Annotated in this window: 19 protein-coding genes; 2 read left to right on the top strand and 17 right to left on the bottom strand. The window is 68.4% G+C overall.

The features are described 5' to 3' along the window. Nucleotides 1-4: 4 nt before the first annotated feature. The 13 genes from rplW to GL325_RS13865 all read right to left on the bottom strand — a co-directional run bounded on the left by rplW (nucleotide 5) and on the right by GL325_RS13865 (nucleotide 13,845). On the bottom strand, nucleotides 5-307 hold the full coding sequence (gene rplW, locus GL325_RS13925) for a 50S ribosomal protein L23 (protein ID WP_154595850.1): 303 nt from the start codon (nucleotides 305-307) through the stop codon (nucleotides 5-7). Further along, on the bottom strand, nucleotides 307-1,281 hold the full coding sequence (rplD, locus tag GL325_RS13920) for a 50S ribosomal protein L4 (RefSeq protein ID WP_154595851.1): 975 nt from the start codon (nucleotides 1,279-1,281) through the stop codon (nucleotides 307-309). The genes rplW and rplD overlap by 1 nt, the downstream gene beginning before the upstream one ends. Before the next feature lie 5 nt (nucleotides 1,282-1,286). Then, on the bottom strand, nucleotides 1,287-1,940 hold the full coding sequence (rplC, locus tag GL325_RS13915; RefSeq protein ID WP_154595852.1) for a 50S ribosomal protein L3: 654 nt from the start codon (nucleotides 1,938-1,940) through the stop codon (nucleotides 1,287-1,289). A gap of 16 nt (nucleotides 1,941-1,956) precedes the next feature. Next, the gene (rpsJ, locus tag GL325_RS13910; RefSeq protein ID WP_078699131.1) at nucleotides 1,957-2,265 is read right to left on the bottom strand and encodes a 30S ribosomal protein S10; all 309 of its coding nucleotides are present in this window, start codon (nucleotides 2,263-2,265) and stop codon (nucleotides 1,957-1,959) included. Nucleotides 2,266-2,618: 353 nt separating this feature from the next. Further along, nucleotides 2,619-3,527, bottom strand: coding sequence for a cation diffusion facilitator family transporter (locus tag GL325_RS13905; protein WP_187769915.1), 909 nt, complete (start codon nucleotides 3,525-3,527; stop codon nucleotides 2,619-2,621). Between the two features lie 98 nt (nucleotides 3,528-3,625). Continuing rightward, on the bottom strand, nucleotides 3,626-4,819 hold the full coding sequence (gene tuf, locus GL325_RS13900) for an elongation factor Tu (protein WP_187411723.1): 1,194 nt from the start codon (nucleotides 4,817-4,819) through the stop codon (nucleotides 3,626-3,628). Between the two features lie 103 nt (nucleotides 4,820-4,922). After that, complete coding sequence (gene fusA, locus GL325_RS13895) at nucleotides 4,923-7,034, bottom strand: elongation factor G (protein ID WP_187411722.1); 2,112 nt, start codon at nucleotides 7,032-7,034, stop codon at nucleotides 4,923-4,925. Nucleotides 7,035-7,095: 61 nt separating this feature from the next. Next, nucleotides 7,096-7,566: a 30S ribosomal protein S7 gene (gene rpsG / locus GL325_RS13890; protein ID WP_146825783.1), complete on the bottom strand. Its 471-nt coding sequence runs from the start codon at nucleotides 7,564-7,566 to the stop codon at nucleotides 7,096-7,098. Next, the gene (gene rpsL, locus GL325_RS13885; protein ID WP_019143662.1) at nucleotides 7,566-7,940 is read right to left on the bottom strand and encodes a 30S ribosomal protein S12; all 375 of its coding nucleotides are present in this window, start codon (nucleotides 7,938-7,940) and stop codon (nucleotides 7,566-7,568) included. Before rpsL ends, rpsG begins: the two co-directional genes overlap by 1 nt. Nucleotides 7,941-8,177: 237 nt before the next feature. Continuing rightward, nucleotides 8,178-8,909 (bottom strand): maleylpyruvate isomerase family mycothiol-dependent enzyme, encoded by a 732-nt coding sequence (locus GL325_RS13880; RefSeq protein WP_187769914.1) that lies wholly within the window; start codon nucleotides 8,907-8,909, stop codon nucleotides 8,178-8,180. A gap of 43 nt (nucleotides 8,910-8,952) precedes the next feature. After that, the gene (locus tag GL325_RS13875; protein ID WP_187769913.1) at nucleotides 8,953-11,790 is read right to left on the bottom strand and encodes an FAD-binding and (Fe-S)-binding domain-containing protein; all 2,838 of its coding nucleotides are present in this window, start codon (nucleotides 11,788-11,790) and stop codon (nucleotides 8,953-8,955) included. Further along, a complete protein-coding gene (locus tag GL325_RS13870; protein WP_187769912.1) occupies nucleotides 11,787-12,536 on the bottom strand; it encodes a GntR family transcriptional regulator in 750 nt (249 codons plus the stop codon). Before GL325_RS13870 ends, GL325_RS13875 begins: the two co-directional genes overlap by 4 nt. 10 nt (nucleotides 12,537-12,546) lie before the next feature. Beyond that, complete coding sequence (locus GL325_RS13865; protein WP_187769911.1) at nucleotides 12,547-13,845, bottom strand: hydroxyacid-oxoacid transhydrogenase; 1,299 nt, start codon at nucleotides 13,843-13,845, stop codon at nucleotides 12,547-12,549. A gap of 61 nt (nucleotides 13,846-13,906) precedes the next feature. Here GL325_RS13865 and GL325_RS13860 point away from each other — a divergent pair, with 61 nt between their 5' ends. Beyond that, complete coding sequence (locus GL325_RS13860) at nucleotides 13,907-15,013, top strand: hypothetical protein (RefSeq protein ID WP_187769910.1); 1,107 nt, start codon at nucleotides 13,907-13,909, stop codon at nucleotides 15,011-15,013. Nucleotides 15,014-15,077: 64 nt separating this feature from the next. Continuing rightward, nucleotides 15,078-16,226, top strand: a complete 1,149-nt coding sequence (locus GL325_RS13855; protein ID WP_187769909.1) for an acyltransferase family protein — start codon at nucleotides 15,078-15,080, stop codon at nucleotides 16,224-16,226. A gap of 88 nt (nucleotides 16,227-16,314) precedes the next feature. Here the strand turns inward: GL325_RS13855 and GL325_RS13850 are convergent, their stop codons facing one another. From GL325_RS13850 to rplL, 4 genes are all read right to left on the bottom strand, one after another. Then, on the bottom strand, nucleotides 16,315-20,139 hold the full coding sequence (locus GL325_RS13850; protein WP_187411721.1) for a DNA-directed RNA polymerase subunit beta': 3,825 nt from the start codon (nucleotides 20,137-20,139) through the stop codon (nucleotides 16,315-16,317). Between the two features lie 44 nt (nucleotides 20,140-20,183). Further along, nucleotides 20,184-23,732, bottom strand: coding sequence for a DNA-directed RNA polymerase subunit beta (locus GL325_RS13845; protein ID WP_154595860.1), 3,549 nt, complete (start codon nucleotides 23,730-23,732; stop codon nucleotides 20,184-20,186). A gap of 445 nt (nucleotides 23,733-24,177) precedes the next feature. Continuing rightward, the gene (locus tag GL325_RS13840; RefSeq protein WP_154595861.1) at nucleotides 24,178-24,447 is read right to left on the bottom strand and encodes a hypothetical protein; all 270 of its coding nucleotides are present in this window, start codon (nucleotides 24,445-24,447) and stop codon (nucleotides 24,178-24,180) included. A gap of 360 nt (nucleotides 24,448-24,807) precedes the next feature. Continuing rightward, a complete protein-coding gene (gene rplL, locus GL325_RS13835) occupies nucleotides 24,808-25,197 on the bottom strand; it encodes a 50S ribosomal protein L7/L12 (RefSeq protein WP_154595862.1) in 390 nt (129 codons plus the stop codon). Nucleotides 25,198-25,223 lie beyond the last annotated feature (26 nt).

Here is a 25,223-nt window from a genome sequence, read left to right as displayed (position 1 = left end):
TCCTTCAGCTCGGGCTCGAGAAGATGTCGATGCTCTGGCCGGCGACCACGCTGACGACGGCGCGCTTGGTGTCCTTGCGCTTGCCGACACCGTTGCGAGTGCGACGGGCCTTGCCCTTGCGGTTGATCGTGTTCACACCGGTGACCTTGACCCCGAAGATCTCCTCGACGGCGATCTTGATCTGGGTCTTGTTGGCGTCCGGGTGGACCAGGAACGTGTACTTGTTGTCGTCGAGGAGGCCGTAGCTCTTCTCGCTGACGACCGGGGCGATCAGGACGTCCCGGGCGAAGGTTCCGTGGTTGGTCATCAGTTCTCCTCCTGGGCCTCGGCGCCACCGGCGGGAGCGAAGCCAGCGGCCTCGGCGCTCTCGACGGAGTCGAACCAGACCTCGGCGACCGTCTGGTCGTACCACTGGCTGTCAGGCGTGTGGTACTTCTTCGAGTTCTCGTTGCCCTTGATCTCGTGACCCTTGGGCGCGTTGCCGCTCGCGAGCGGCGCCTTCGAACCGGGGCCGTACGGCTGGGTCTTCGTGGCGCCGGCCTTGGGCTCGTCCGCCGGGGCGGTCTCAACCGGGGCGGTCTCGGCCTGGGCCGCGACCTTCTTGGCCGTCTTCTTGGCCGGCTTGGCCGCGGGGGCGTCGGACTCGACGACCGCCTGGCTCAGCTTGACCGTGTCGACACCCTCAGCCGAGCGCGCCGCCACGAAGGCGTCGAACGCGGCCTTGGTGAACACCACGTCGTCGGCCAGCAGCACGTCGTACGTGTTGAGCTGGTCGAAGGTGATCGTGGCGATCAGCTCGGCGTTGCGCAGGCTCTTGGCCGTCACGGCGTCGTCGCGGTCCAGGACCACGAGCACGCGGGGACGGATCGTGAGGTCGCGCACCACGGCGAGCGCTGCCTTGGTCGACGGCGCGTCACCGGTCACGAAGGACTCGACGACGTGCAGACGGCCACTGCGGGCCCGGTCGGTGAGGGCACCGCGCAGGGCGGCGGCCTTCATCTTCTTGGGCGTGCGCTGGTCGTACGAACGCGGCGTGGGGCCGTGAACGACGCCACCACCGTTGTACTGGGGCGCGCGGATCGAGCCCTGACGGGCGCGGCCGGTGCCCTTCTGGCGGTACGGCTTCTTGCCGCCACCACGGACCTCGCCGCGCGACTTGACGTCGTGCGTGCCCTGACGGGCGGCGGCGAGCTGTGCGGTGACGACCTGGTGCATCAACGGAATGCTGACGCGGGCGTCGAAGATGTCGACGGGCAGGTCGACGTCGATGGTCTGTGCCATGTCGGTCAGGCTCCCTTCGCAGCGGAGCGGATGACGACGAGAGCGCCCTTGGCCCCGGGCACAGCGCCCTTGACCAGGATGAGGCCCCGCTCGGTGTCGACCGCGTGGACGGTGAGGTTCTGGGTGGTCACGGTGTCCGTGCCCATGTGGCCCGCCATGCGCAGACCCTTGAAGACACGGCCCGGGGTGGCGCAGCCACCGATCGAGCCGGGCTTGCGGTGGTTGCGGTGCGCGCCGTGCGAGGCGGAGACGCCGGCGAAGCCGTGACGCTTCATGACGCCGGCGAAGCCCTTGCCCTTGCTGGTGGCGGTCACGTCGACCTTGTCACCGGCGGCGAAGATCTCGGGCGAGATCTCCTGGCCGAGGGTGTAGTCGGCGACGGCCTCCGTGCGGATCTCCACGATGTGGCGGCGCGGCGTGACGCCGGCCTTCGCGAAGTGGCCCGCCTGGGGCTTGTTCAGCTTGCGTCCGTCGACCTCGCCGTAGCCGAGCTGGATGGCGCTGTAGCCATCGGTCTCGCGCGTCCGGATCTGGGTGACGATGTTCGTGGAGGCCTCGAGGACGGTCACCGGGACGACCCGGTTGTTCTCGTCCCAGACCTGCGTCATCCCGAGCTTGCGGCCGAGAAGGCCGCGCGCGGTGAGTGTGCTGCTGCTCATGGTGTGCGTCCCTCCCTCAGAGCTTGATCTCGATGTCGACGCCGGCCGGCAGGTCGAGTCGCATGAGCGAGTCGACGGTCTTGGGCGTCGGGTCGATGATGTCGATGAGCCGCTTGTGGGTGCGCATCTCGAAGTGCTCGCGGCTGTCCTTGTACTTGTGCGGCGAACGGATGACGCAGTACACGTTCTTCTCCGTCGGAAGCGGCACGGGGCCGGCGACCTTGGCGCCGGTCCGGGTCACGGTGTCGACGATCTTCTTCGCCGAGGAGTCAATGACCTCGTGGTCGTAGGCCTTGAGCCGGATACGGATCTTTTGTCCCGCCATGCTCTCGCTCGTCCTTTACGTTCGTCTTCGCCAGCCCCCGGGTTCGGGGTAGGCATGCCCCCGTCTCCGTTCCCCGAGGTCGGGCGTGTCGCGGTGCCTGCGGGGCACAGAGGAACACACACTTCTCGAGTTAGGTGGTTGGACCGGCTCCGCCCCGCGATGCGGTGCGGCTGGCCGGACAACATGGACTCGGGTTCGGCTCGTGCGTTGAGCTGGGCGTGAGTTCCCAACCGCAGGAGCCACCGCGAACATGCCGGGGCAACCTGACCATTCTGACAGACATCTCCCGGAGTTTCCAAATCGGGGCTCGTGGAACGTCGTCGGCCTCGTCACACCCGCCCCGGGACGGCGACCTACCGGTGGCGGTGGCTCTCGTTCTCGAGGTGTCCCGCCGGCTCCAGCTGGAAGGTCGAGTGGGCCACGTCGAAATGACCGCTGAGGCACTCGCCGAGCTGGTCGAGCACCGCGTGGGCGTCGCCCATGTCGACCACGCTCTCGTCGACGACGACGTGGGCGCTCATCACCGGCATCCCGCTGGTGATGGTCCAGACGTGGAGGTCGTGGACGTCCACGACACCGCGGACGCCGAGGATGTGGTTCCGCACGGCGTCGAGGTCGACATCGCGCGGGCTGGCCTCGAGCAGGACCTCGGCGACGTCACGCAACAGCGAGACGGCACGGGGCACGATGAGCGCGGCGATCAGCAGGGACGCGAGCGGGTCCGCCGGGTACCAGCTCGTCGCGAGGATGACGACGGCCGACCCGATGACCGCCACGGAGCCCAGGGCGTCGCCCATGACCTCCAGGTAGGCGCCCCGCACGTTCAGGCTCTCCTGGGCGCCGGAGCGCAGCACGAGCAGCCCGACCACGTTGACGACCAGGCCGACGAGGCCGGCGGCGAGGACCCAGCCGCCCTCGATCGCGGGCGGATCCTCGAGCCGTCGCACGGCGCCGATCACGATGGCGACGCACAGACCGATCAGGATCAGGGCGTTGAGTCCGGCGGCCAGCACCTCCGTGCGATGGAAGCCGTAGGTGCTGCGCGCCCCCGCGGGTCGCTGGGCCACCGCGATGGCCGCCAGCGCGAGGACCAGGCCGAACGAGTCGCTGAGCAGGTGGCCGGCGTCGGCGAGCAACGCCAGCGAGCCGGTCACGAGGCCCACGACCACCTGCAGGACGAGGACCGAGAGAGTGAGCGCCAGCACGAGTCCGAGGCGTCCTCGGTGCTTCACCCCGGCGCCGTGCGCGTGATCATGGCCCACACCGCGAGGCTACCGGCCGGCGCGGCGGCGCCGGAAAAAGAAAGAACCCCCGAGGCCGAAGCCTCGGGGGTTCCTCACGCAGTGCGTGTCAGATCAGATCACTTGTGGATCTTGGTGACACGGCCGGCGCCGACGGTACGGCCGCCCTCGCGGATGGCGAAGCGCAGGCCCTCCTCCATGGCGATCGGCTGGATCAGCACGACCGACATCTCGGTGTTGTCGCCGGGCATGACCATCTCGGTGCCCTCGGGCAGCGTGACGACGCCGGTGACGTCCGTGGTGCGGAAGTAGAACTGCGGACGGTAGTTGTTGAAGAACGGCGTGTGACGGCCACCCTCCTCCTTGGACAGGATGTAGACCTGACCATCGAACTCCGTGTGCGGGGTGGTCGAACCGGGAGCGATCACGACCATGCCGCGCTCGACGTCCTCACGCTTCGTGCCACGCAGCAGCAGGCCCACGTTCTCGCCGGCCTGGCCCTCGTCGAGCAGCTTGCGGAACATCTCGATGCCCGTGACGGTCGTCGTCTGCTTGTCCTCGCGGATGCCCACGATGTCGACCGTGTCGTTCACCTTGACGATGCCGCGCTCGATACGACCCGTGATGACGGTGCCACGACCGGTGATCGTGAAGACGTCCTCGACCGGCATGAGGAACGGCTTGTCCGTCTCACGCGGGGGCAGCGGGATGTACTCGTCGACCGCGTTCATGAGCTCGAGGATCGACTCGGCCCACTTCTCGTCGCCGGTCAGGGCCGGGTGGGCCGCAACCTTGACGACGGGAACGTTGTCACCGTCGAAGTCCTGCTCGTTGAGCAGCTCGCGAACCTCGAGCTCGACGAGCTCCAGGATCTCCTCGTCGTCGACCATGTCGCACTTGTTGAGCGCCACGACCATGGCCGGCACGCCGACCTGGCGGGCGAGCAGCACGTGCTCACGCGTCTGCGGCATCGGGCCGTCGGTGGCGGCGACCACGAGGATCGCGCCGTCCATCTGAGCCGCGCCGGTGATCATGTTCTTGACGTAGTCGGCGTGGCCGGGGCAGTCGACGTGCGCGTAGTGACGGTTCTCGGTCTGGTACTCAACGTGCGAGATCGAGATCGTGATGCCGCGCTGACGCTCCTCCGGAGCCTTGTCGATCTGATCGAAGGCCGAGGCCTCGTTCAGATCGGGGTACTTGTCGTGCAGCACCTTGGTGATCGCCGCGGTCAGCGTCGTCTTGCCATGGTCGATGTGACCGATGGTGCCGATGTTCATGTGCGGCTTGGTCCGCTCGAACTTCGCCTTAGCCACTGGGGCCCTCCTGGTTTTGGTGTATCTAGATCTTGTTGACTGAAACGCCGTGTGGAACGCGTCGGAGCGAACCTCTGGCAACCCTACGCGATGGGTCCGAAGCTCATTCGCCGCGGGCCTTCTTGATGATCTCTTCGGCCACGGCCTTGGGGACCTCGGCGTAGGAGTCGAACTGCATCGAGTACGACGCGCGGCCTGAGGTCTTCGACCGCAGATCGCCCACGTAACCGAACATCTCGGACAACGGCACGAGCGCCTTGATCATCTTGGCGCCGCCGTAGCCCTCCTCCATGGACTGAACCTGTCCACGTCGGGAGTTGAGGTCGCCGATCACGTCGCCCATGTAGTCCTCGGGCGTCGTGACCTCGACGGCGAACATCGGCTCGAGGAGAACCGGGTTCGCCTTGCGAGCGGCCTCCTTGAAGGCCTGGTTGCCGGCCAGCTTGAACGCGAGCTCACTGGAGTCGACGTCGTGGTAGGCGCCGTCCTCGAGGGTGAACTTGACGTCGACCATCGGGTATCCGGCGAGCACGCCGAACTCCATGGCGGCCTGGCCACCGGCGTCGACCGAGGGGATGTACTCGCGCGGGACGCGACCACCCGTGACCTCGTTGACGAACTCGTAGCCACCCTCGCCACCGGCGTCGGGGCCATTGGGCGCGAGCCCGATGACGACCTTCGCGAACTGACCCGAACCACCGGTCTGCTTCTTGTGCGTGTAGCTGTGACCGGTGACCGTGCCACGGATGGTCTCGCGGTAGGCGACCTGCGGCTTGCCGACGTTCGCCTCGACCTTGAACTCGCGCTTCATGCGGTCGACGAGGATGTCGAGGTGAAGCTCGCCCATGCCGGCGATGATCGTCTGACCCGTCTCCTCGTCCGTGTGGACCTGGAACGTCGGGTCCTCCTCGGCGAGCTTCTGGATGGCGACGCCCAGCTTCTCCTGGTCGCTCTTGGTCTTCGGCTCGATCGCGACCTGGATCACCGGATCCGGGAAGGTCATCGACTCGAGCACGATCGGGTGGGCCGCGTCAGCGAGCGTCTCACCGGTGGTGGTGTCCTTGAGGCCCATGACGGCCACGATCTGGCCGGCGCCGACCGACGCGATCTCCTCACGCTTGTTGGCGTGCATCTGGTAGACCTTGCCGACCCGCTCCTTGCGGCCCTTCGTGACGTTGAGCACCTGCGTGCCCGCCTCGAGGCGACCGGAGTAGACACGCACGAAGGTCAGCTTGCCCAGGTGCGGGTCCGTGGCGATCTTGAACGCCAGGCCCGAGAACGGAGCGTCGTCCGACGGCGCACGCGTGTCGGTCTTCGTCTCGTCCTTCGGGTCGAGGCCGACGATGTCGCCGACGTCGATCGGGCTGGGCAGGAAGTCGACGACCGCGTCGAGCAGGGGCTGGATGCCCTTGTTCTTGAACGCGGTACCGCACAGCACCGGGTTGAGCTTGGCAGCCAGCGTCGCGCGCCGAATGGCGGCCTTGAGCACGTCGACGGAGATGTCGGCACCCTCGAGGAACAGCTCGGCGAAATCGTCGTCGACGTCAGCCAGCGTCTCGAGCATGGCCTCGCGGGCCTCCTCGGCGGCGGCGACCATGTCGGCCGGGATCTCCTCGACGGCGTAGTCCTCGCCGATCGTCGTCTCGCCGCGCCACGTCAGGGCACGCATGCCGATCAGGTCGACGACACCCAGGAAGTCGGACTCGGCGCCGATCGGCATCTGCAGGACGAGGGCCGTGGCGCCGAGGCGCTCACGGATCGTCTTGACGCAGAAGTCGAACGAGGCGCCCGTGCGGTCGAGCTTGTTGACGAAGCACATGCGCGGGACGCCGTACTTGTCGGCCTGACGCCAGACCGTCTCGGACTGCGGCTCGACACCGGCGACACCGTCGAACACGGCGACGGCGCCGTCGAGGACGCGCAGCGAGCGCTCGACCTCGACGGTGAAGTCGACGTGACCGGGGGTGTCGATGATGTTGATCTGGTGCTTGTTCCACCAGCAGGTCGTCGCGGCCGACGTGATCGTGATGCCGCGCTCCTGCTCCTGCTCCATCCAGTCCATCGTGGCGCCGCCCTCGTGGACCTCACCGATCTTGTAGGTGATGCCGGTGTAGAACAGGATGCGCTCGGTGGTGGTGGTCTTACCGGCATCGATGTGCGCCATGATGCCGATGTTGCGGACCTTGGTCAGGTCGGTGGTGATGTCGGTTGCCACGTGTGGATCAGCCTTTACAGAAGTGGTTCGGTGGGAGAGCGCAACGACGTTGCGCCCAGGATCACCAGCGGTAGTGGGCGAACGCCTTGTTGGCTTCGGCCATCTTGTGGGTGTCCTCGCGCTTCTTCACGCTGGCACCGAGACCGTTGCTGGCGTCGAGCAGCTCGTTCATGAGGCGCTCGGCCATGGTCTTCTCGCGACGCTCGGAGCTGTACTTGACGAGCCAGCGCAGCGCGAGGGTGGTCTGACGGTTCGGACGGACGTCGACCGGCACCTGGTAGGTGGCGCCACCGACACGGCGGCTCTTGACCTCCAGGGCGGGCTTGACGTTGTCGAGCGCGCGCTTGAGCGTGATGACCGGATCGGTGCCGGACTTCTCACGCGTGCCCTCGAGGGCGGTGTAGACGATGCGCTGCGCGACCTGCTTCTTGCCGTCGAACAGAACCTTGTTGATCAGCTGGGTGACCAGCTGGCTGCCGTAGACCGGATCAGTCTCGATCGGACGCTTCGGAGCGGGACCCTTACGAGGCATCAGCTCTTCTCCTTCTTCGCGCCGTAACGGCTGCGAGCCTGCTTGCGGCCCTTGACACCCTGGGTGTCGAGCGAGCCGCGAATGATCTTGTAGCGAACACCGGGGAGGTCCTTCACACGACCACCGCGAACGAGCACGATCGAGTGCTCCTGCAGGTTGTGGCCCTCGCCGGGGATGTAGGCGGTCACCTCGGTGCCACTGGAGAGCCGGACGCGGGCGACCTTGCGCAGCGCGGAGTTCGGCTTCTTCGGGGTCGTGGTGTACACGCGGGTGCACACGCCGCGCCGCTGGGGCGAACCCTTGAGGGCCGGCGTGTTGGTCTTGACGACCTTGCTCTGGCGGCCCTTGCGGACAAGCTGGTTGATGGTGGGCACTATGCCTCTTCCTGGGAGAATTCTCCCGTTACATCGCGGGCGCGCATGCCGCCTCGCAGGTCTTCCTCGATCTCCACCGCGGCGGTATCCGACCGCCGTGGTCACGGATCATCGGGCCAGGGGCCCTTGTCCGTTCGAACGTCGCGCCGACTCACGTCGGGCACGGCTCCCCATCTTACCTGAGCCCGCCGTGTCGGGACAAATCGCCTCGGCTCGCGGGCCAGCGCCAGGATGCGGTCAGCACACGCGGGGGCCGGCGAACCACGCCACGGCGGCGCCCGACGGAGCGACGGTGGACGCAGGCGCCCTCCCCCACACGGCGAGGTAGAGGTCGGTGGCCGTGCCCACGGCCTCCCCCTCGACGTCGACCTCGCGCTGCACCAGGCGCGGCGCCGCGAGGGGGTCGTCCTCGTCCGGGGCCACGATCCAGGTGCGGTCCAGGTCCGTGGCGACGAGGCGGATCGGCGCGTGCACGTGGGGGCGCCGGCCGCGGTCGGTCATCCGCCGGCCGAAGACCCGGATCGCCTCGGCGATGCCGTCGGCGGCCACCTCGGGGTCGACGGCCCACGTGTGCTCGGGTCGCCCGCACGCCTGCAGCAGGTCGACGCGGTGGATGCAGGTCTCGTGCAGCTGTCGCCGGGGCCAGAAGGCCGCCACCTCGTCGATGCGCGCGAAGTTGGGCACCGGCTCATCGGGGTCGACGGCCTGGAGCGCGGCGATGAGGGCGGTCGCCGTCCCGGCGTACCACTCGTCGAGCGGCTCGGTCGCCGTCACGGCCGGCTCATCGGCGATCCGCCGCCCCGACAGCACGATGGCGGCGGCCCACCGGTGGATGGCGCCCAGGTGCGTGACCAGGTCCGCGGTCGTCCACCCCGGACAGGACGGCACGGGCTCGTCGCCGGCGACGTCACCGACCAGCGCGGCGAACCCGGCCATCTCACGGCCGAGCAGGATCAGCGGATCTTCCATGCGCACATCCTGCCCGGAGCCCGGAGCGGCGGTCACCCTCTGGTCAGTGCTCCCCCAGCAGGAGCTGAGCCAGGTGGACGGCCCGGACGTCGGCGAGGTCCTCGAGCTGCGTGCGGCAGCTGAAGCCGTCCGCCACGACGATCGCGTCCGGCCCGGCCTCGCGCACGGCGGGCATGAGCTGCAGCTCGGAGACGGCCACCGACACCTCGTAGTGCCCCTTCTCCACCCCGAAGTTGCCCGCCAGTCCGCAGCAACCGCCCACCCGCTTGACCGTCGCGCCCGTACGCGCGAGCAGCTGGAGATCGGCGTCGAAGCCCATCACGGACGACTGGTGGCAGTGCGGCTGCACGACCAGGGTGCGGCCCGTGAGGTCGGGCAGCTCGAGCTGCTCCCGGTCACGCAGCAGCTCGGCCAGCGTGAAGACCCCGCGGGCGACCTCGGCGGCCCGGGGGTCGTCGACCAGCTCGACGGCGTCGGTGCGCAGGACGGCCAGGCACGACGGCTCCAGACCGACGACGGGGATGCCCTGCGCGACGAACGGGTGCAGCTGCTCGACCGCCGCACCGGCCAGCTTCGCGGCGTGATCGAGCTGACCGGTCGAGATCCACGTCAGGCCGCAGCACTGCTGCCGCTCGAGGAATCGCACCTCGTACCCGACGGCCTCGAGCAGCCGCACCGCGGCGCGACCGGCTTCGGTGGAGAAGTACTCGGTGAACGAGTCGGCCCAGACCAGCACCGGATCACCGCCGACGGCCGGCTCGCGGTCGGCCATCTCGCGCGAGAACGTCCGCGGCGCGAACGCCGGGATGTTGCGACGCTGGTCGATGCCCGCGACCCAGCGCGCCAGGTGAGCGATCCCGGGCAGGCGCAGGGCCATGTTCGACAGCCGCGCCAGCGGGGCACCGAGGCGGGCCCACATCGGCAGGCGACCGAGGATGTAGTGGCTGCGCGGACGCAGTCGGCCCCGGTACGTCTGGTGCAGGACCTCGGACTTGTAGCTGGCCATGTCCACGCCGGTGGGGCAGTCGCCCAGGCAGCCCTTGCACGACAGGCAGAGGTCGAGCGCCTCGTGCACCTCGGGACTCGACCAGCCCTGACCGACGAGGCGGCCGTCGACCATCTCCTGCAGGACCCGCGAGCGGCCCCGGGTGGAGTCCTTCTCGTTGCGGGTCGCCTGGAACGACGGGCACATGACCCCCGCGGCGGGCGCGGCCAGACACTTGCCGACACCCGTGCAGCGGTGCACGGCGACACCGAAGTCGCCGTCGTCGTGCAGCAGCTTCAGTCCCTTGCGAGTTCCCGGCAGACCTGCGGGCCAGCCCGCGCCCAGCGTGCGCAGGTCGGCGTCGAGGGGACGCGGACGGACCAGCACGCCGGGGTTCAGCAGGTCCTCGGGATCGAAGACGTGCTTGACCTGCTCGAACAGGCCGATGGCCTCGGGCGAGTACATCAGAGGCAACAGCTCGGAGCGGGCCCGACCGTCACCGTGCTCCCCCGAGAACGATCCGCCGTGCGAGGCCGCCAGCGTCGCCGCGTCGGTGAGGAAGGAGCGGAACCCCCGGTGCCCGTCCGGAGCGTCCAGGGGGAAGTCGATGCGCACGTGCACACAGCCGTCACCGAAGTGACCGAAGAGGGTGCCGTGCAGGTCGTGCTGGGCGAGCAGGTCCTCGAACTCGCGCAGGTAGACACCGAGGTGCTCGGGCGGGACCGCGGCGTCCTCCCAGCCGGCCAGCGCCGGACGGTCCCACGCACGCGAGGCGAGTCCGGCACCCTCCTCGCGGATCCGCCACAGCACCGACTGCTCGATCGGCGACGTGACGTGCCGGTGCCCCAGGGCGCCCGATGCACGGACGACCCGGTCGGCCCGTGCGCGCAGCTCGGCGGCGTCGTCACCGGCCAGCTCGACGTAGAGGAACCCGTCGCCGTTCGGCAGGTCGGGGACCGAGGAGACGCCGTGAGCCGCTCGGTAGACCTCGACGATGCGCCCGCCCAGTCCCTCGCAGGCGATCGGCTCGAAGGGCAGGATCGCGGGGACGTGGTCGGCGGCCTCGGCCATGGACGCGAAGGACAACACCACGAGGTGGCGCACCGGCGCGTCCTGCACGAGGTCGACGGTCGCTCCCAGGGTGACGGCGAGCGTCCCCTCGGTGCCGGCCATGAACGAGGCGACGTCGAAGCCCCGCTCGGGCAGCAGGTGCTCGAGGCTGTAGCCCGAGACCTGGCGGCCGAACCGCCCGAACTCGGTGCGCACGGTCGAGAGGTTGGCACCGACCAGCGAGCGCAGTCCCTGGAGACGGTCGGACGTCACCGCCACGTCCCGGCCGACCTGGAACCGCTCCCCCGCCATCGTCAGCAGGTCGAGCGCGGCCACGTTGTCGGCGCTGCGGCCGTACCCGAGAGCCCGGTTGCCGCAGGCGTTGTTGCCGATCATGCCGCCGACGGTGCATCGGGTGTGGGTCGAGGGGTCGGGTCCGTAACGCAGCCCGAGCGGCGCGGCCACGCGCTGCAGGGCGGCGTGCACGACGCCGGGCTGCACCTCGGCCGTGCGGGTCGCCTCATCGATCGCGAGGATCCGGTTCATGTGGCGCGAGAAGTCCAGCACGACACCTGTACCGACCGCGTTCCCGGCGATCGAGGTCCCGGCGCCGCGCGACGTCAGCGGCGTTCCCGTCGTCCGGCACGCCTCGACCACGGCGTGGACCTCGTCGAGGTCGTGCGGTCGCACCACGACGGTCGGCTCGACGCGGTAGAGCGAGGCGTCCGAGCTGTAGAGCGCCCGCGCCAGCGAGGAGGAGTCGACGTCGCGCACGCCGGCTCGCTCGAGTGCCGCCACGACGTCACCGGTGGTGTCGAGGCGGTCGTCCAGGCCGGGCGTGGTCATCGCGGTCCTTCGTCAGAGTCGTCCGTCAGTAGCATGCTACTGCCTGCTGCCGCGACCGCCGCACGCACCGGCGCGGCCCACCGGCGATCGACGACCTCGTCGCGAGCCGCCACCTGTCCCATCAGCAGGGTGCCGGTGTGCTCGAGGTGATCGGCCATCGCACCGGCGGCCTGCTCGGGCTCGCCCCGCCCGATGGCATCGGCCACGGGCGCGTGCTCGGCGACGACCTCGGCCAGGGGGCGCGAGCGACCGAACGTCGAGACCCCGCGTGCCTGGATCGAGTCGCGCAGCCGCGCCACTTCGGCCTCGAGCCGGGTGTTCTGCGACGCGGAGGCGATCAAGGCGTGGAAGTCCCGGTCGACCTGGGTGAAGTCGGCCTCGCGGCCGGCCTGCGCGTGCTCGCGCGTGACCTCGATGTTCGTGGCCAGCGCGGAGCGCAGGATCGCGTCCGCGCGACGGGCGGCGGCCGCGGCAGCCGGCACCTCCAGCAGGAGCCGCAGCTCGAAGACCTCACGGACGTCGGCGACCGTCACGCCGCGGATGCGGATGCCTCGGTTGCGCTCGACCTCCACCAGACCCAGGTCCGCCAGACGCAGCACCGCCTCACGCACCGGCGTGCGCGACACGTCCAGCTGTTCGGACAACCGGTAGATGGAGTGCTGCGAGCCCGCGGCCAGGTCGCCGCCGACGATGCGCTCGCGCAGCAGCGCGAACACCCGGTCGGCCGCGGTGGGACGTGCCGTCACGCGCGCGCCGTCACCACAGCTCGACCGAGCCGGACAGGATCGTGACGACGTCGTCCTCCGTCACCTCGCGCGGAGCGGTCGCCAGCAGGCGCTGCTGCTTCAGGGTGCCCTCGGCCAGCGACGGCAGGTCGGACTCGCCGAACCCGAGCTCGGCGAGCCCGGACGGGACGCCCACGTCGCGCATCACCGCCGTGAGCACCGTCGGCAGCAGCTCGGCCGGATCGTCGGTCATGACGGCGTCCGGGTCCAGCAGCCGGGCCGCACGCACGTGCCGGTCCGGCGCCGCCTCGAACGTGAAGCGGAACGCCGCCGGCGCGGTCATCGAGACGGCCATGCCGTGGGGCACCAGGCCGTGGCCCGTGGTGCCGTCGGGCTTCGGGTAGTCCTCCGGGTGGAAGTCGCCCACCTGGCCGGCGATCGGGTAGGCGTTGGCGTGCGGGATGTGCACACCGGCGTTGCCGAACCCCAGACCGGCGAAGGTCGCCGCCATCGCCATCTGCTCCCGCGCGGCCACGTCGTCCCCGTGACGGACCGCCTCGCGGAACGCCGTGCTCATGAGGGTCAACGCCTTCTCGGCCCACAGGTCGGCGATGGGGTTGGAGCCGCAGTACGGCACCCGCTCCTGCGGGGCCTTGGCCTCGTACGAGGTGAAGGGACGCGCCGTGTAGCTCTCGAGCGCGTGGCACAGGATGTCCAGCCCCGATGCGGCCGTGACCCCCGCCGGCTGCGTGATCGTGAGCTCGGGGTCGACCACCGCGTACGTCGGACGCAGCGCGGCGTGCGAGATGCCGGTCTTCACGTGCTGCGCCACGACGTCCAGCACGCAGATGGTCGTGCTCTCGCTGCCCGTGCCCGTCGTGGTGGGGACGGCGATGAGCGGCAGCAACGGCTTGGCCGGCGCCTGGCCACGGCCGACCGGGACGTTGACGTAGTCCATCAGCTCGCCCTCGTTGGTCAGCAGCAGGTTGACCGCCTTGGCGGTGTCGATGCTGCTGCCTCCGCCGAACGCGATCACGACGTCGAACGGGCCGTGGGAGCGGGCGAAGTCGATGGCCGTGTTGAGGCTGGCGTCCGTCGGCTCGACGCGAGTGCCGTCGAACACGATGGCCTCGACGCCTGTCGCCTCGATGCGGTCGGCGAGCTCCTGGGGCGCGCCCGTGGCCGCGACCCCCGGGTCCGTCACCACCAGGACCCGGCTGGCGGCGAATCGACCGAGGTCGTGCGCGATCTCGTGACGGGCGCCCGGTCCGAACTTCAAGGCGGGGGCACCGTAGGTGAAGATGGACTCGGGCTGGCTCGGCGCGAACATGGACAGAACCATACGACGCCACCCGGTATCCTCGGGAGGTCCACATCTACCGAGGGATTCGATGCGTCGTCTGACTGCCGCCATCGCCGCGACAGCGGCGCTGCTGATTGTGACCGGGTGCACCTCCACTGGGGCGATCCCCAGCGCTGATCGCACGACCACTCCCCCGGGAATCGACTCCCACGAGTCCGGTCCGGCCAGCCCGATCGGATACGGCATCAGCGTGCCGGACGGGGCGACCCAGCTCGGCCCGTTGGTGCGCTACCGCAGCGAGCGCCTCATCGACGCGTACAAGCCCGAACTCGACGCCGTGCGTGCCGAGCAGGCGCTCGAGGAGGCCGCGGAGGCGGAGGAGGACGGCGAGGCCACCGAGCCCACGCCGACACCGACGCCCACGCTCGACACCCGGCCCGAGGGTGACCTCTTCGAGGACCTCGACGATCCGCCGCGTCCGGACACCTTCGTCTCGCTCATGCGCGTCGACGGCAACCCGACGCTCGTCCTGCGCCGGATGCTGGCCGACCTCTCCGTGCTGCTGCCCGAGGCCCAGATCGTCACCGACGACCTGGCCGCGTACTGCAAGGCCACCGATCGGCGGATCACCGGCTGCAAGCTCGACGTCACCGGGGTGAGCCCCGGTGGCCGCGACCTGCACGTGGTCCTGACGGTCGACCCGGGCCGAGTCCCCACCCGCACGGGCAACTACGCCTCCCTCGAACGTCCGGTCATGACGCTGTCGCTGGCCTACGTCGGCGACCCGCGCACGGGCCAGGAGGAGCGCTCTCCCGAGGACCTGGCCGACCCGCCGAAGGTCGAGGACACCGACGAGAAGACGGGCTGGATCTGGCCCAAGATGGACGAGGACGCGCCCGAGCTGGTGCTCGACGGCTACACCCCGCCCACGAGCGCGACGGTCCTGCTGTCCGGGGAGCGCCCGGCGTTCGCCACGATGACCACCCCGCGGGCGTCCATCGCGACCGAGATCGCGACGGCGTTCACCCAGGGACGGGTCCCGGAGGCGGCGCTGAAGCGCGACGTCGTCGCCGACCTCAACGAGGTCATCATCACGACGTGGGGCACCGGGGCCGACGGCCGCCGGATCCGCACGGTGCACACGCTCTCGGCGCGCGGCAACTACCTCGCGCTGTTCGTCGACCCGACGGTCTGAGCCTCCTCTCGCGGCAGGTTCACCGGGCTGTCCTCGGGCGGCCGAGCAACTAGAGTCGAGGGCGATGAGCCGACTCGACCCCCTGCCGATCAGCACGACCACGCCCAAGGAACGCGTCGCCTACCTCGACAACGCCCGGTACTGGGTGATGCTCCTGGTGGTGGTCGGCCACTCACTGACCGAGCTGGTCGTGATGGACTCGGCCCGCGGCGTCTACACGTGGATCTACGCCTTCCACATGCCGTTCTTCGTGCTGATCTCGGGTTACACGGCCCGCCACTACGTCGGCGACTTCCGCCAGATCAGGCGCATCGTGTCGACCCTGATCGTGCCGTACCTGATCGTCGAGACCGGCCTGCAGCTGATCACCCGTCACTACGACGGCGAGCCCGAGCACTGGATGATCCTGTCGCCGCAGTGGCTCGGCTGGTTCCTGGCCGCCCTGTTCATCTGGCGGCTGACCACCCCGATCTGGCGGGCGCTGAAGTACCCGATCACGACGGCCGTGCTGATCTCGCTGTTGTCGGGCCTCATCGAGATCCCGAACGTGCTGGCCCTGCCCAAGGTCCTGGGCCTGCTGCCGTTCTACGTCATCGGGCTCCACTTCGATCGCGACCTGTTCCTGCGCCTGGGCCGCGCCCGGATCCGGGCGGCCGCCGTCGTGCTGCTGGTCGCCACGTTCGTGCTGTGCCAGCTGTACGCGCAGTCGTGGGCCGACCGCTGGCCCACCACGTGGCTGCTGTGGAAGGCCCGCTACGACGAGCTCGACGCCGGCCCGGTCGAGGGCATCGCCACGCGGGCCGCCCTGCTGGTGATCGCGTTCGTGCTCACCCTGGCGGCACTCTCACTGGTGCCTCGTGCCCGTTCCTGGACCACGACGCTGGGCGGTCGCACGTTCTACTGCTACCTGCTGCACGGGTTCATCATCGTGTGGCTCGACCGGCACTTCCGGCTCTGGGAGCGGATCGAACCGTACGGCGCCACCGCCGTCCTGGGCTGCATCGTCGTCGCGATCATCGTCGCCAACATCTTGATGACCAAGCCCGTGGCCACGGTGTTCCGGCCCGTCTTCGAGCCGCGCCTCACGTGGATGTTCCGCGACCCGCAGGAGGACACCTACCACCGCGGCGCCCACCCCGACGTGTGGGACCGAGGCGTCGACGAGGCGCTGCCGCCGCACCTCGACGTCCCGCTCAGCCCGCGGCTGCGCTGACCGCCTGCGGCTGACCGGCATGACGGAGCCGGGCATGACGAAGGGGCCCTGCCGGATCGGCAGGGCCCCTTCGCGGTGACTCAGTGACTCAGCTGTCGAAGCTGAAGTCGTAGTCGTCCAACGCCACCGGCGCCGCGTCCGATGCTCCGAACTGGTAGTCGAAGCTGTCGTAGCCGGTGACCGCGTAGGCGTTCTGACGCGCCTCTTCGGTCGGCTCGACCCGGATGTTGCGGTACCGATCCAGGCCGGTGCCTGCCGGGATCAGCTTGCCGATGATGATGTTCTCCTTCAGACCGCGCAGCGAGTCCGACTTGCCCTGGATCGCGGCCTCGGTGAGGACGCGGGTCGTCTCCTGGAAGGAGGCGGCCGACAGCCAGGACTCGACGGCCAGCGAGGCCTTCGTGATGCCCATCAGGACCGGACGACCGGAGGCGGGGGTGCCGCCCTCGGCCACCACGCGACGGTTCTCCTCCTCGAAGACCGCGCGGTCCGCGAGGTCGCCGGGGATGAGTCGCGCGTCGCCCTGCTCGATGACCGTCACGCGACGGAGCATCTGGCGGACGATGATCTCGATGTGCTTGTCGTGGATCGCCACGCCCTGGCTGCGGTAGACCTCCTGGACCTCGTCGACCAGGTGCTCCTGAGCCTTGCGGACACCCAGGATGCGCAGAACCTCCTGCGGATCCGGAGTACCGTGCGTCAGCTGCTGACCGACCTCGACCGAGTCGTTGTCCTGGATCAGCAGGCGCGCGCGCTTGGTGACCGGGTACTCGATCGGCTCGCCACCGTTGTCCGGCGTGACGACCAGCTTGCGGCCCTTGTCCGAGTCGTCGATCGTGACACGACCGGCAGCCTCGGTGATCGGCGCCTTGCCCTTGGGCTGGCGGGCCTCGAAGAGCTCGACGACGCGCGGCAGACCGTGGGTGATGTCGTCACCGGCCACACCACCGGTGTGGAAGGTACGCATCGTCAGCTGGGTGCCGGGCTCACCGATCGACTGGGCCGCGATGGTACCGACGGCCTCGCCGATGTCGACGAGCTTGCCGGTGGCCAGCGAACGGCCGTAGCACTTGGCGCACGTGCCGGTCTTGGCGTCGCAGGTCAGGACCGTGCGCACCTTGATCGTCTCGACGCCCGAGGCGATGAGGTGGTGGATCTCGACGTCGCCGAGGTCCTCACCTGCACCGACCAGCACCTCACCGGTCTCCGGGTGGACGATGTCGACCGCCGCGTTGCGGGCGTAGGCCGACGTCTCGACGTTCTCGGCGGCGACGAGCGTGCCGTCGTCGAGTCGCGTCGCGATCGTCTTGGGCAGACCGCGCTCGGTGCCGCAGTCCTCCTCGCGGATGATGACGTCCTGGCTGACGTCGACCAGACGACGGGTCAGGTAACCCGAGTCGGCCGTACGCAGCGCGGTGTCGGCCAGGCCCTTACGAGCACCGTGGGTCGCGATGAAGTACTCGACGACCGACAGGCCCTCGCGGTAGTTCGCCTTGATCGGGCGCGGGATGATCTCGCCCTTCGGGTTCGCCACCAGGCCTCGCATGGCGGCGATCTGACGCAGCTGCATCATGTTGCCGCGAGCACCGGAGTTGACCATCATCCAGATCGGGTTGTCCCCGCTGGCCTTGAACAGCTCCTCCATCGTCGAGGCGACCTCGGCCGTGGCCTGGGTCCAGATCTCGATGAGCTCCTGGCGACGCTCGTCCTCGGTGATCAGACCGCGGTCGAACTGCTGCTGGACCTTGGCCGCCTGACCCTCGTACTTCTCGAGGATCTCGACCTTGTCCTGCGGGCTGACGACGTCGTCCATCGAGATGGTGACACCCGAGCGGGTCGCCCAGTGGAAGCCGGCGTCCTTCAGGTTGTCCAGCGCCACCGCCACGTCGACCTTGCTGTAGCGCTCGGCGAGGTCGTTGACGATGACACCGAGCTCCTTCTTGCCGACCTGGAAGTTCACGAACGGGTAGTCCGCGGGCAGCGTCTCGTTGAAGATCGCCCGGCCGAGCGTGGTCTCGCGGATCTCGCCGTCGATGCGGATCTTGACCTTGCTCTGCAGCGTGATCTCGCCACGCTCGAACGCCATCGTCGCCTCGGAGGTCGAGCTGAAGGCACGACCCTCGCCCACGTGACCCTCACGGTCGAGCGTGAGGAAGTACAGACCGATGATCATGTCCTGGGTGGGCATGGTGACCGGTCGGCCGTCCGACGGCTTCAAGATGTTGTTCGTCGAGAGCATCAGGATGCGGGCCTCGGCCTGAGCCTCGGCCGACAGCGGCAGGTGCACGGCCATCTGGTCACCGTCGAAGTCGGCGTTGAACGCCGAGCACACGAGCGGGTGGATCTGGATGGCCTTGCCCTCGATCAGCTGGGGCTCGAACGCCTGGATGCCCAGACGGTGCAGCGTGGGCGCGCGGTTGAGCAGCACGGGGTGCTCGGTGATGACCTCTTCGAGGACGTCCCACACGACCGGCCGAGCACGCTCGACCATGCGCTTGGCGCTCTTGATGTTCTGCGCGTGGTTCAGGTCGACCAGGCGCTTCATCACGAACGGCTTGAACAGCTCGAGCGCCATCTGCTTGGGCAGACCGCACTGGTGCAGCTTGAGCTGCGGGCCGACGACGATGACCGAACGGCCCGAGTAGTCGACGCGCTTGCCGAGCAGGTTCTGACGGAACCGGCCCTGCTTGCCCTTCAGCATGTCCGAGATCGACTTCAGGGGACGGTTGCCCGGACCCGTGACGGGACGGCCACGACGGCCGTTGTCGAACAGCGAGTCGACGGCCTCCTGCAGCATCCGCTTCTCGTTGTTGACGATGATCTCGGGCGCGCCGAGGTCGAGCAGTCGCTTGAGGCGGTTGTTGCGGTTGATGACGCGGCGGTACAGGTCGTTCAGGTCGCTGGTGGCGAAACGGCCACCGTCGAGCTGGACCATCGGGCGCAGCTCCGGCGGGATGACCGGGACGGCGTCCAGGACCATGCCCGCGGGGTTGTTCTCGCTGCCCATGAACGCCGAGACGACCTTGAGCCGCTTCAGGGCACGCGTCTTGCGCTGGCCCTTGCCGGTCGCGATGATCTCGCGCAGCGACTCGGCCTCGGCCTCGAGGTCGAAGTCCTGCAGGCGCTTCTGGATCGCCGCAGCGCCCATGTAGCCGTCGAAGTACTTGCCGAAGCGGTACTGCATCTCGCGGAACAGCATCTCGTCACCCTCGAGGTCCTGGACCTTGAGGTTCTTGAAGCGGTCCCAGACCTCCTGGATGCGCGCGATCTCACGGTCGTGACGATCGCGCAGCTGGCCCATCTCACGCTCGGCCGCATCGCGGACCTTGCGCAGCTCGGCCGCCTTGGCGTCCTCGGCCTCGAGCGCCGCGGTGTCCTCCTCGAGCTTGAGGGCTCGGGAGTTGATCGCGTCGTTCTTGCGGTTCTCGATCTGGTCGATCTCCTGGCGGATCTTGGCCTCGAGGCTGTCGAGGTCACGATGACGCGCGTCCTCGTCGACCGAGGTGATCATGTAGGCCGCGAAGTAGATGACCTTCTCGAGGTCCTTCGGAGCCAGATCCAGCAGGTAGCCCAGACGGCTGGGCACACCCTTGAAGTACCAGATGTGCGTGACCGGGGCGGCGAGCTCGATGTGGCCCATCCGCTCACGGCGGACCTTCGAGCGCGTCACCTCGACGCCGCAGCGCTCACAGATGATGCCCTTGAAGCGCACGCGCTTGTACTTGCCGCAGTAGCACTCCCAGTCCCGGGTGGGACCGAAGATCTTCTCGCAGAAGAGTCCGTCACGCTCGGGCTTGAGCGTGCGGTAGTTGATCGTCTCCGGCTTCTTGACCTCACCGAACGACCAATTGCGAATGTCGTCGGCGGTCGCGAGACCGATCTTGATCTGATCGAAGAAGTTCACGTCGAGCACGGTGTCTTCTTTCCCTTTCGAAGTTCTGAGTGGGTGTCCGGTGCTCAGAGCTCGTCGACGGACGACGGCTCGCGGCGGGACAGGTCGATACCGAGCTCTTCAGCGGCGCGGAAGAACTCCTCCTCGGAGTCCTTCATCTCGACGGCGCTGCCGTCGGCCGAGAGCACTTCGACGTTGAGACACAGCGACTGCATCTCCTTGACGAGAACCTTGAACGACTCGGGGATTCCCGGCTCGGGGACGTTCTCGCCCTTCACGATGGCTTCGTACACCTTGACGCGGCCGACGATGTCGTCGGACTTGATCGTCAGCAGCTCCTGCAGCGCGTAGGCGGCGCCGTAGGCCTCGAGGGCCCAGACCTCCATCTCACCGAAGCGCTGGCCACCGAACTGGGCCTTACCGCCGAGCGGCTGCTGGGTGATCATCGAGTACGGGCCGGTCGAGCGCGCGTGGATCTTGTCGTCGACCAGGTGGTGCAGCTTCAGCATGTACATGTAGCCGACGCTGATCGGGCCGGGGAACTTCTCGCCGGTACGACCGTCGAAGAGCACCGCCTTGCCATCGGGCTGGACCATGCGGTTGCCGTCACGGTTGGGACGCGTGTTGGACAGCAGACCGGAGATCTCGTCCTCGCGCGCACCGTCGAACACCGGGGTGGCGATGTTCGTGTTCGGCGGAGCCGAGTCGGCACCGATCTTGCGCAGGCGCTCGGCCCACTCGTCCTTGACATCGGCCGGGACTTCCCAGCCCGACTTGGCGATCCAGCCCAGGTGGTTCTCCAGGACCTGGCCGACGTTCATACGACCGGGCACACCGAGCGGGTTCAGGACGATGTCGACCGCCGTGCCGTCCTCGAGGAACGGCATGTCCTCGATGGGCAGGATCTTGGCGATGACGCCCTTGTTGCCGTGACGGCCGGCGAGCTTGTCGCCGTGGCTGATCTTGCGCTTCTGCGCCACGTAGACGCGGACCAGCTGGTTCACGCCGGGGCTGAGCTCGTCACCCTCGGACGCGTCGAAGACGCGCACGCCGATGACGGTGCCGGACTCGCCGTGCGGGACCTTGAGCGAGGTGTCGCGCACCTCGCGCGCCTTCTCGCCGAAGATCGCGCGCAGCAGGCGCTCCTCGGGGGTCAGCTCGGTCTCGCCCTTGGGCGTGACCTTGCCGACGAGGATGTCGCCGTTGCCGACCTCGGCGCCGATGCGGATGATGCCGCGCTCGTCGAGGTTGGCGAGGGTCTCCTCGCTGACGTTCGGGACGTCGCGCGTGATCTCCTCCGGGCCCAGCTTGGTGTCGCGGGCGTCGACCTCGTGCTCCTCGATGTGGATCGAGGTCAGCAGGTCGTCCTGGACGACGCGCTGGGACAGGATGATCGCGTCCTCGTAGTTGTGACCCTGCCACGGCATGAAGGCGACGAGCAGGTTGGTGCCCAGCGCCATCTCGCCGTGATCGGTGCAGGGACCGTCGGCCAGCGGCGTGCCGGCCTCGACGCGCTGCCCCTCGCGGACCAGCGGGCGCTGGTTCGTGCAGGTGCCCTGGTTCGAGCGACGGAACTTCGCCAGGCGGTACGTGGTGTACGTGCCCTCGTCCTCCATGATCTCGACGGAGTCCGCCGAGACCTCCTTGACGACGCCGGGCTTCTTGGCGACGGTGACGTCACCGGCGTCGACGGCGGCACGGTACTCCATGCCGGTGCCGACGAGCGGGGCGTCGTTGCGGATCAGCGGGACGGCCTGACGCTGCATGTTGGCGCCCATGAGCGCGCGGTTCGCGTCGTCGTGCTCGAGGAACGGGATCAGGGCCGTGGCCACCGACACCATCTGGCGCGGCGACACGTCCATGTAGTCGACCTCGGCGGCCGGGCGGAGCTCGGCCTCGCCGCCACGCTGGCGCACCAGCACGGCGTCCTCGGCGAACGAGCCGTCGTCGTTGAGCAGCGAGTTGGCCTGCGCGACGATGTAGCGGTCCTCGTCGGTGGCGGTCAGGTAGTCGATCTGGTCGCTGACCTTGCCGTCGATGACGCGGCGATACGGCGTCTCGACGAAGCCGAACGGGTTGATCCGACCGAAGGACGCCAGCGAGCCGATCAGACCGATGTTCGGGCCTTCAGGCGTCTCGATGGGGCACATGCGGCCGTAGTGCGACGGGTGGACGTCGCGGACCTCGTAGCCGGCGCGCTCACGCGACAGACCACCCGGGCCGAGGGCCGACAGACGACGCTTGTGCGTCAGGCCCGCGAGCGGGTTGTTCTGGTCCATGAACTGCGAGAGCTGGCTGGTGCCGAAGAACTCCTTCAGCGCCGCGGTGATCGGGCGGATGTTGATCAGGGTCTGCGGCGTGATGGCCTCGACGTCCTGGGTCGTCATCCGCTCGCGCACGACGCGCTCCATGCGGGCCAGGCCCGTACGCAGCTGGTTCTGGATGAGCTCGCCCACGGTGCGCATGCGGCGGTTGCCGAAGTGGTCGATGTCGTCGGCCTCGACCGGGATGGTGCCGGCCGGGGTCTCGAGCTCGGTGGCACCGTCGTGCAGCGCGACGACGTAGCGGATCGTGGCGACGACGTCGTCGAGCGTCAGGGTCTGCTGGTCGAAGGCGGCGTCCGTGCCGAGCTTCTTGTTGATCTTGTGGCGACCGACCTTGGCCGTGTCGTAGCGCTTCGGGTTGAAGTAGTAGTTCTCCAACAGGGTCTGCGCGGCCTCGACCGACGGCGGCTCGCCCGGACGCAGCTTGCGGTAGATGTCGATGAGCGAGCGACGCGTGACCTCGGCGTCGACCATCTCGTTGGTGACGGCGGCGTCGCGGGCCTTCTTCTCGAGCTCCTCGCGGACGACGTCACTGCGGACGGAGTCCTTCTCCATCGTCAGACGGACGGACTCGTACTGGCCGAACTCCTCGAGGATGCGCTCCTCGGTGAAGCCGAGCGCCTTGAGCAGCATCGTGACGGACTGCTTGCGCTTGCGGTCGAGACGGACGCCGACGATGTCGCGCTTGTCGATCTCGAACTCGAGCCAGGCACCGCGCGAGGGGATGACGCGCGCCGTGAAGATGTCCTTGTCGGACGTCTTGTCGGCGGTGCGCTCGAAGTAGACACCCGGCGAGCGGACCAGCTGGGAGACGACGACACGCTCGGTGCCGTTGATGATGAAGGTGCCCTTGTCGGTCATGAGCGGGAACTCGCCCATGAAGACGGTCTGGCTCTTGATCTCGCCGGTCTCGTTGTTCATGAACTCGGCGGTGACGAACAGGGGGGCGGCGTACGTGACGTCGCGGTCCTTGCAGTCCTCGACGGAGTACTTGGCCGGCTCGAACCGGTGGTCGCGGAACGACAGGCTCATCGTCTCGGAGAAGTCCTCGATGGGACTGATCTCCTCGAAGATCTCCTCCAGGCCGGACTTGGCCGAGACATCGTTGCGGCCCGCAGCCAGATCGGCTTCGACGCGCTCGCGCCAGGCGTCGCTACCGATCAGCCAGTCGAAGCTGTCGGTCTGCAGGGAGAGGAGCTCGGGAACCTCGAGCGGTTCGGCGATTTTCGCGAAAGAGATACGCGGGTTGCTGCTGTGGTTCGGGTGTGCGGCGGTACGCGAGGCGGCCAAGAGAAGTCCTTCCGAAGGAACTCGCATGCGATGAACGTGGCGGTTCTGTACTCTTCAGTTGTCGACGCGCGGCTCTCGCCGCACGAAGTCACGCGGCTGGTGCCGCGAGCGCGCACGCTTCAGGAGCCCTGTCAAGGCCTGTCCACCACGGACAGCACAGTTTCAGGGCATGGCAAAGTGGGTGCGAACCTTAAGACTAACCCGACGACACACCGATATCAACCCCGGGCCTTGACAAGGCCGACAGGATCGGGGACGATCATTCGTTTCCCCCCTGCCATTGCGGCGAATTCAGCCCATATCAGGTACGCCGAATGCGCCCGCCCCCGGGGGGACGAGCGCATTCTCGGCGGTCTTCTGGTTGAGACCCGCGACCGCTGCCAACGCGGACACGACGAAGCGCCCACCCCGGACGGGGTAGGCGCTTCGCACTGGTGAGCCCCTGCTAACTCGCTGGGGCCGATGTCCTGGAGCGGCGAGCGAGCATCGAAGGTATGGCGGCGATGCCCACCAACAACACGCCAAGATAACTACCTGACGAGTCGGGCAGCGATCCGAGCCCACCCGCGAGCATCCACACCGCGACACCCGCGAGGACGGTCAGGATCATCCGCACCCAACTCACCCTCGCGCTGCGCCGCTCTGCTTCGAGAACCTTGAGCCGGACCAGCAGAATCGCCAGGAATCCGAGCACGACCACCGAAGGCCAGACCATGGGACTCACCTCTGTCACTTAACGCACTTCGCCGTGCGGCTGTAGACGTACACGCGAAGGTTCTTCCTCGACGACGGGCACGTCCCGCACTTGTTCAAGTAGACCAAGGCAACTGCGGCAATCGCTCCGGCGACCGCGCATGCAACCGGTGTGCCCGCGACACAGATGGTCCCGACGATTCCCGCGACGCTCCCGTTGAGCAACGCCTGCTGCCCGCGTCCACGCCGGACTCTGTCGGTCTTGCGCAGATGCGTCAAGGGCTCTCATGCGTCATGGTGCTGATGCGTCAAAGGGTAAGGAGAACGACGAAGCGCCCACCCCTCCCGGGATGGGCGCTTCGTTCAAGCAGTCAGCCGAAGATCACTTGAGGGTGATCGTGGCGCCGGCGGCCTCGAGGGCCTCCTTCGCCTTCTCGGCGGCGTCCTTGTTGACGCCCTCGAGGATGGCCTTGGGGGCGCTCTCGACGAGGTCCTTGGCCTCCTTCAGGCCCAGGCTCGTGAGGCCGCGGACCTCCTTGATGACCTGGATCTTCTTGTCGCCGGCAGCCTCGAGGACGACGTCGAACTCGTCCTTCTCCTCGGCGGCAGCGGCGTCGCCGCCACCCGCGGGGGCGCCCGCGGCGGCCACGGCCACCGGAGCGGCGGCGGTGACCTCGAAGGTCTCCTCGAACTGCTTCACGAACTCGGAGAGCTCGATCAGCGTCATTTCCTTGAAGGCATCCAGCAGTTCATCGGTGCTCAGCTTCGCCATAGTGGCGTCCTTTCGACAATGAGACC

Origin of the sequence: Aeromicrobium sp. 636 (assembly GCF_024433585.1) — a bacterium.
GTDB lineage: Bacteria > Actinomycetota > Actinomycetes > Propionibacteriales > Nocardioidaceae > Aeromicrobium > Aeromicrobium senzhongii.
The sequence above is the reverse complement of the archived record's forward strand: the minus strand, read 5'-3'. Positions and strand labels throughout refer to the sequence as shown.

What these genes read in the sequence shown, in the direction of transcription:
- rplW (WP_154595850.1), bottom strand. Translation starts at nt 307, where the DNA reads ATGACCAACCACGGAACCTTCGCCCGGGACGTCCTGATCGCCCCGGTC.
- rplD (WP_154595851.1), bottom strand. Translation starts at nt 1,281, where the DNA reads ATGGCACAGACCATCGACGTCGACCTGCCCGTCGACATCTTCGACGCC.
- rplC (WP_154595852.1), bottom strand. Translation starts at nt 1,940, where the DNA reads ATGAGCAGCAGCACACTCACCGCGCGCGGCCTTCTCGGCCGCAAGCTC.
- rpsJ (WP_078699131.1), bottom strand. Translation starts at nt 2,265, where the DNA reads ATGGCGGGACAAAAGATCCGTATCCGGCTCAAGGCCTACGACCACGAG.
- rpsG (WP_146825783.1), bottom strand. Translation starts at nt 7,566, where the DNA reads ATGCCTCGTAAGGGTCCCGCTCCGAAGCGTCCGATCGAGACTGATCCG.
- GL325_RS13880 (WP_187769914.1), bottom strand. Translation starts at nt 8,909, where the DNA reads ATGGAAGATCCGCTGATCCTGCTCGGCCGTGAGATGGCCGGGTTCGCC.
- GL325_RS13875 (WP_187769913.1), bottom strand. Translation starts at nt 11,790, where the DNA reads ATGACCACGCCCGGCCTGGACGACCGCCTCGACACCACCGGTGACGTC.
- GL325_RS13865 (WP_187769911.1), bottom strand. Translation starts at nt 13,845, where the DNA reads ATGTTCGCGCCGAGCCAGCCCGAGTCCATCTTCACCTACGGTGCCCCC.
- GL325_RS13860 (WP_187769910.1), top strand. Translation starts at nt 13,907, where the DNA reads ATGCGTCGTCTGACTGCCGCCATCGCCGCGACAGCGGCGCTGCTGATT.
- GL325_RS13855 (WP_187769909.1), top strand. Translation starts at nt 15,078, where the DNA reads ATGAGCCGACTCGACCCCCTGCCGATCAGCACGACCACGCCCAAGGAA.
- GL325_RS13840 (WP_154595861.1), bottom strand. Translation starts at nt 24,447, where the DNA reads ATGGTCTGGCCTTCGGTGGTCGTGCTCGGATTCCTGGCGATTCTGCTG.
- rplL (WP_154595862.1), bottom strand. Translation starts at nt 25,197, where the DNA reads ATGGCGAAGCTGAGCACCGATGAACTGCTGGATGCCTTCAAGGAAATG.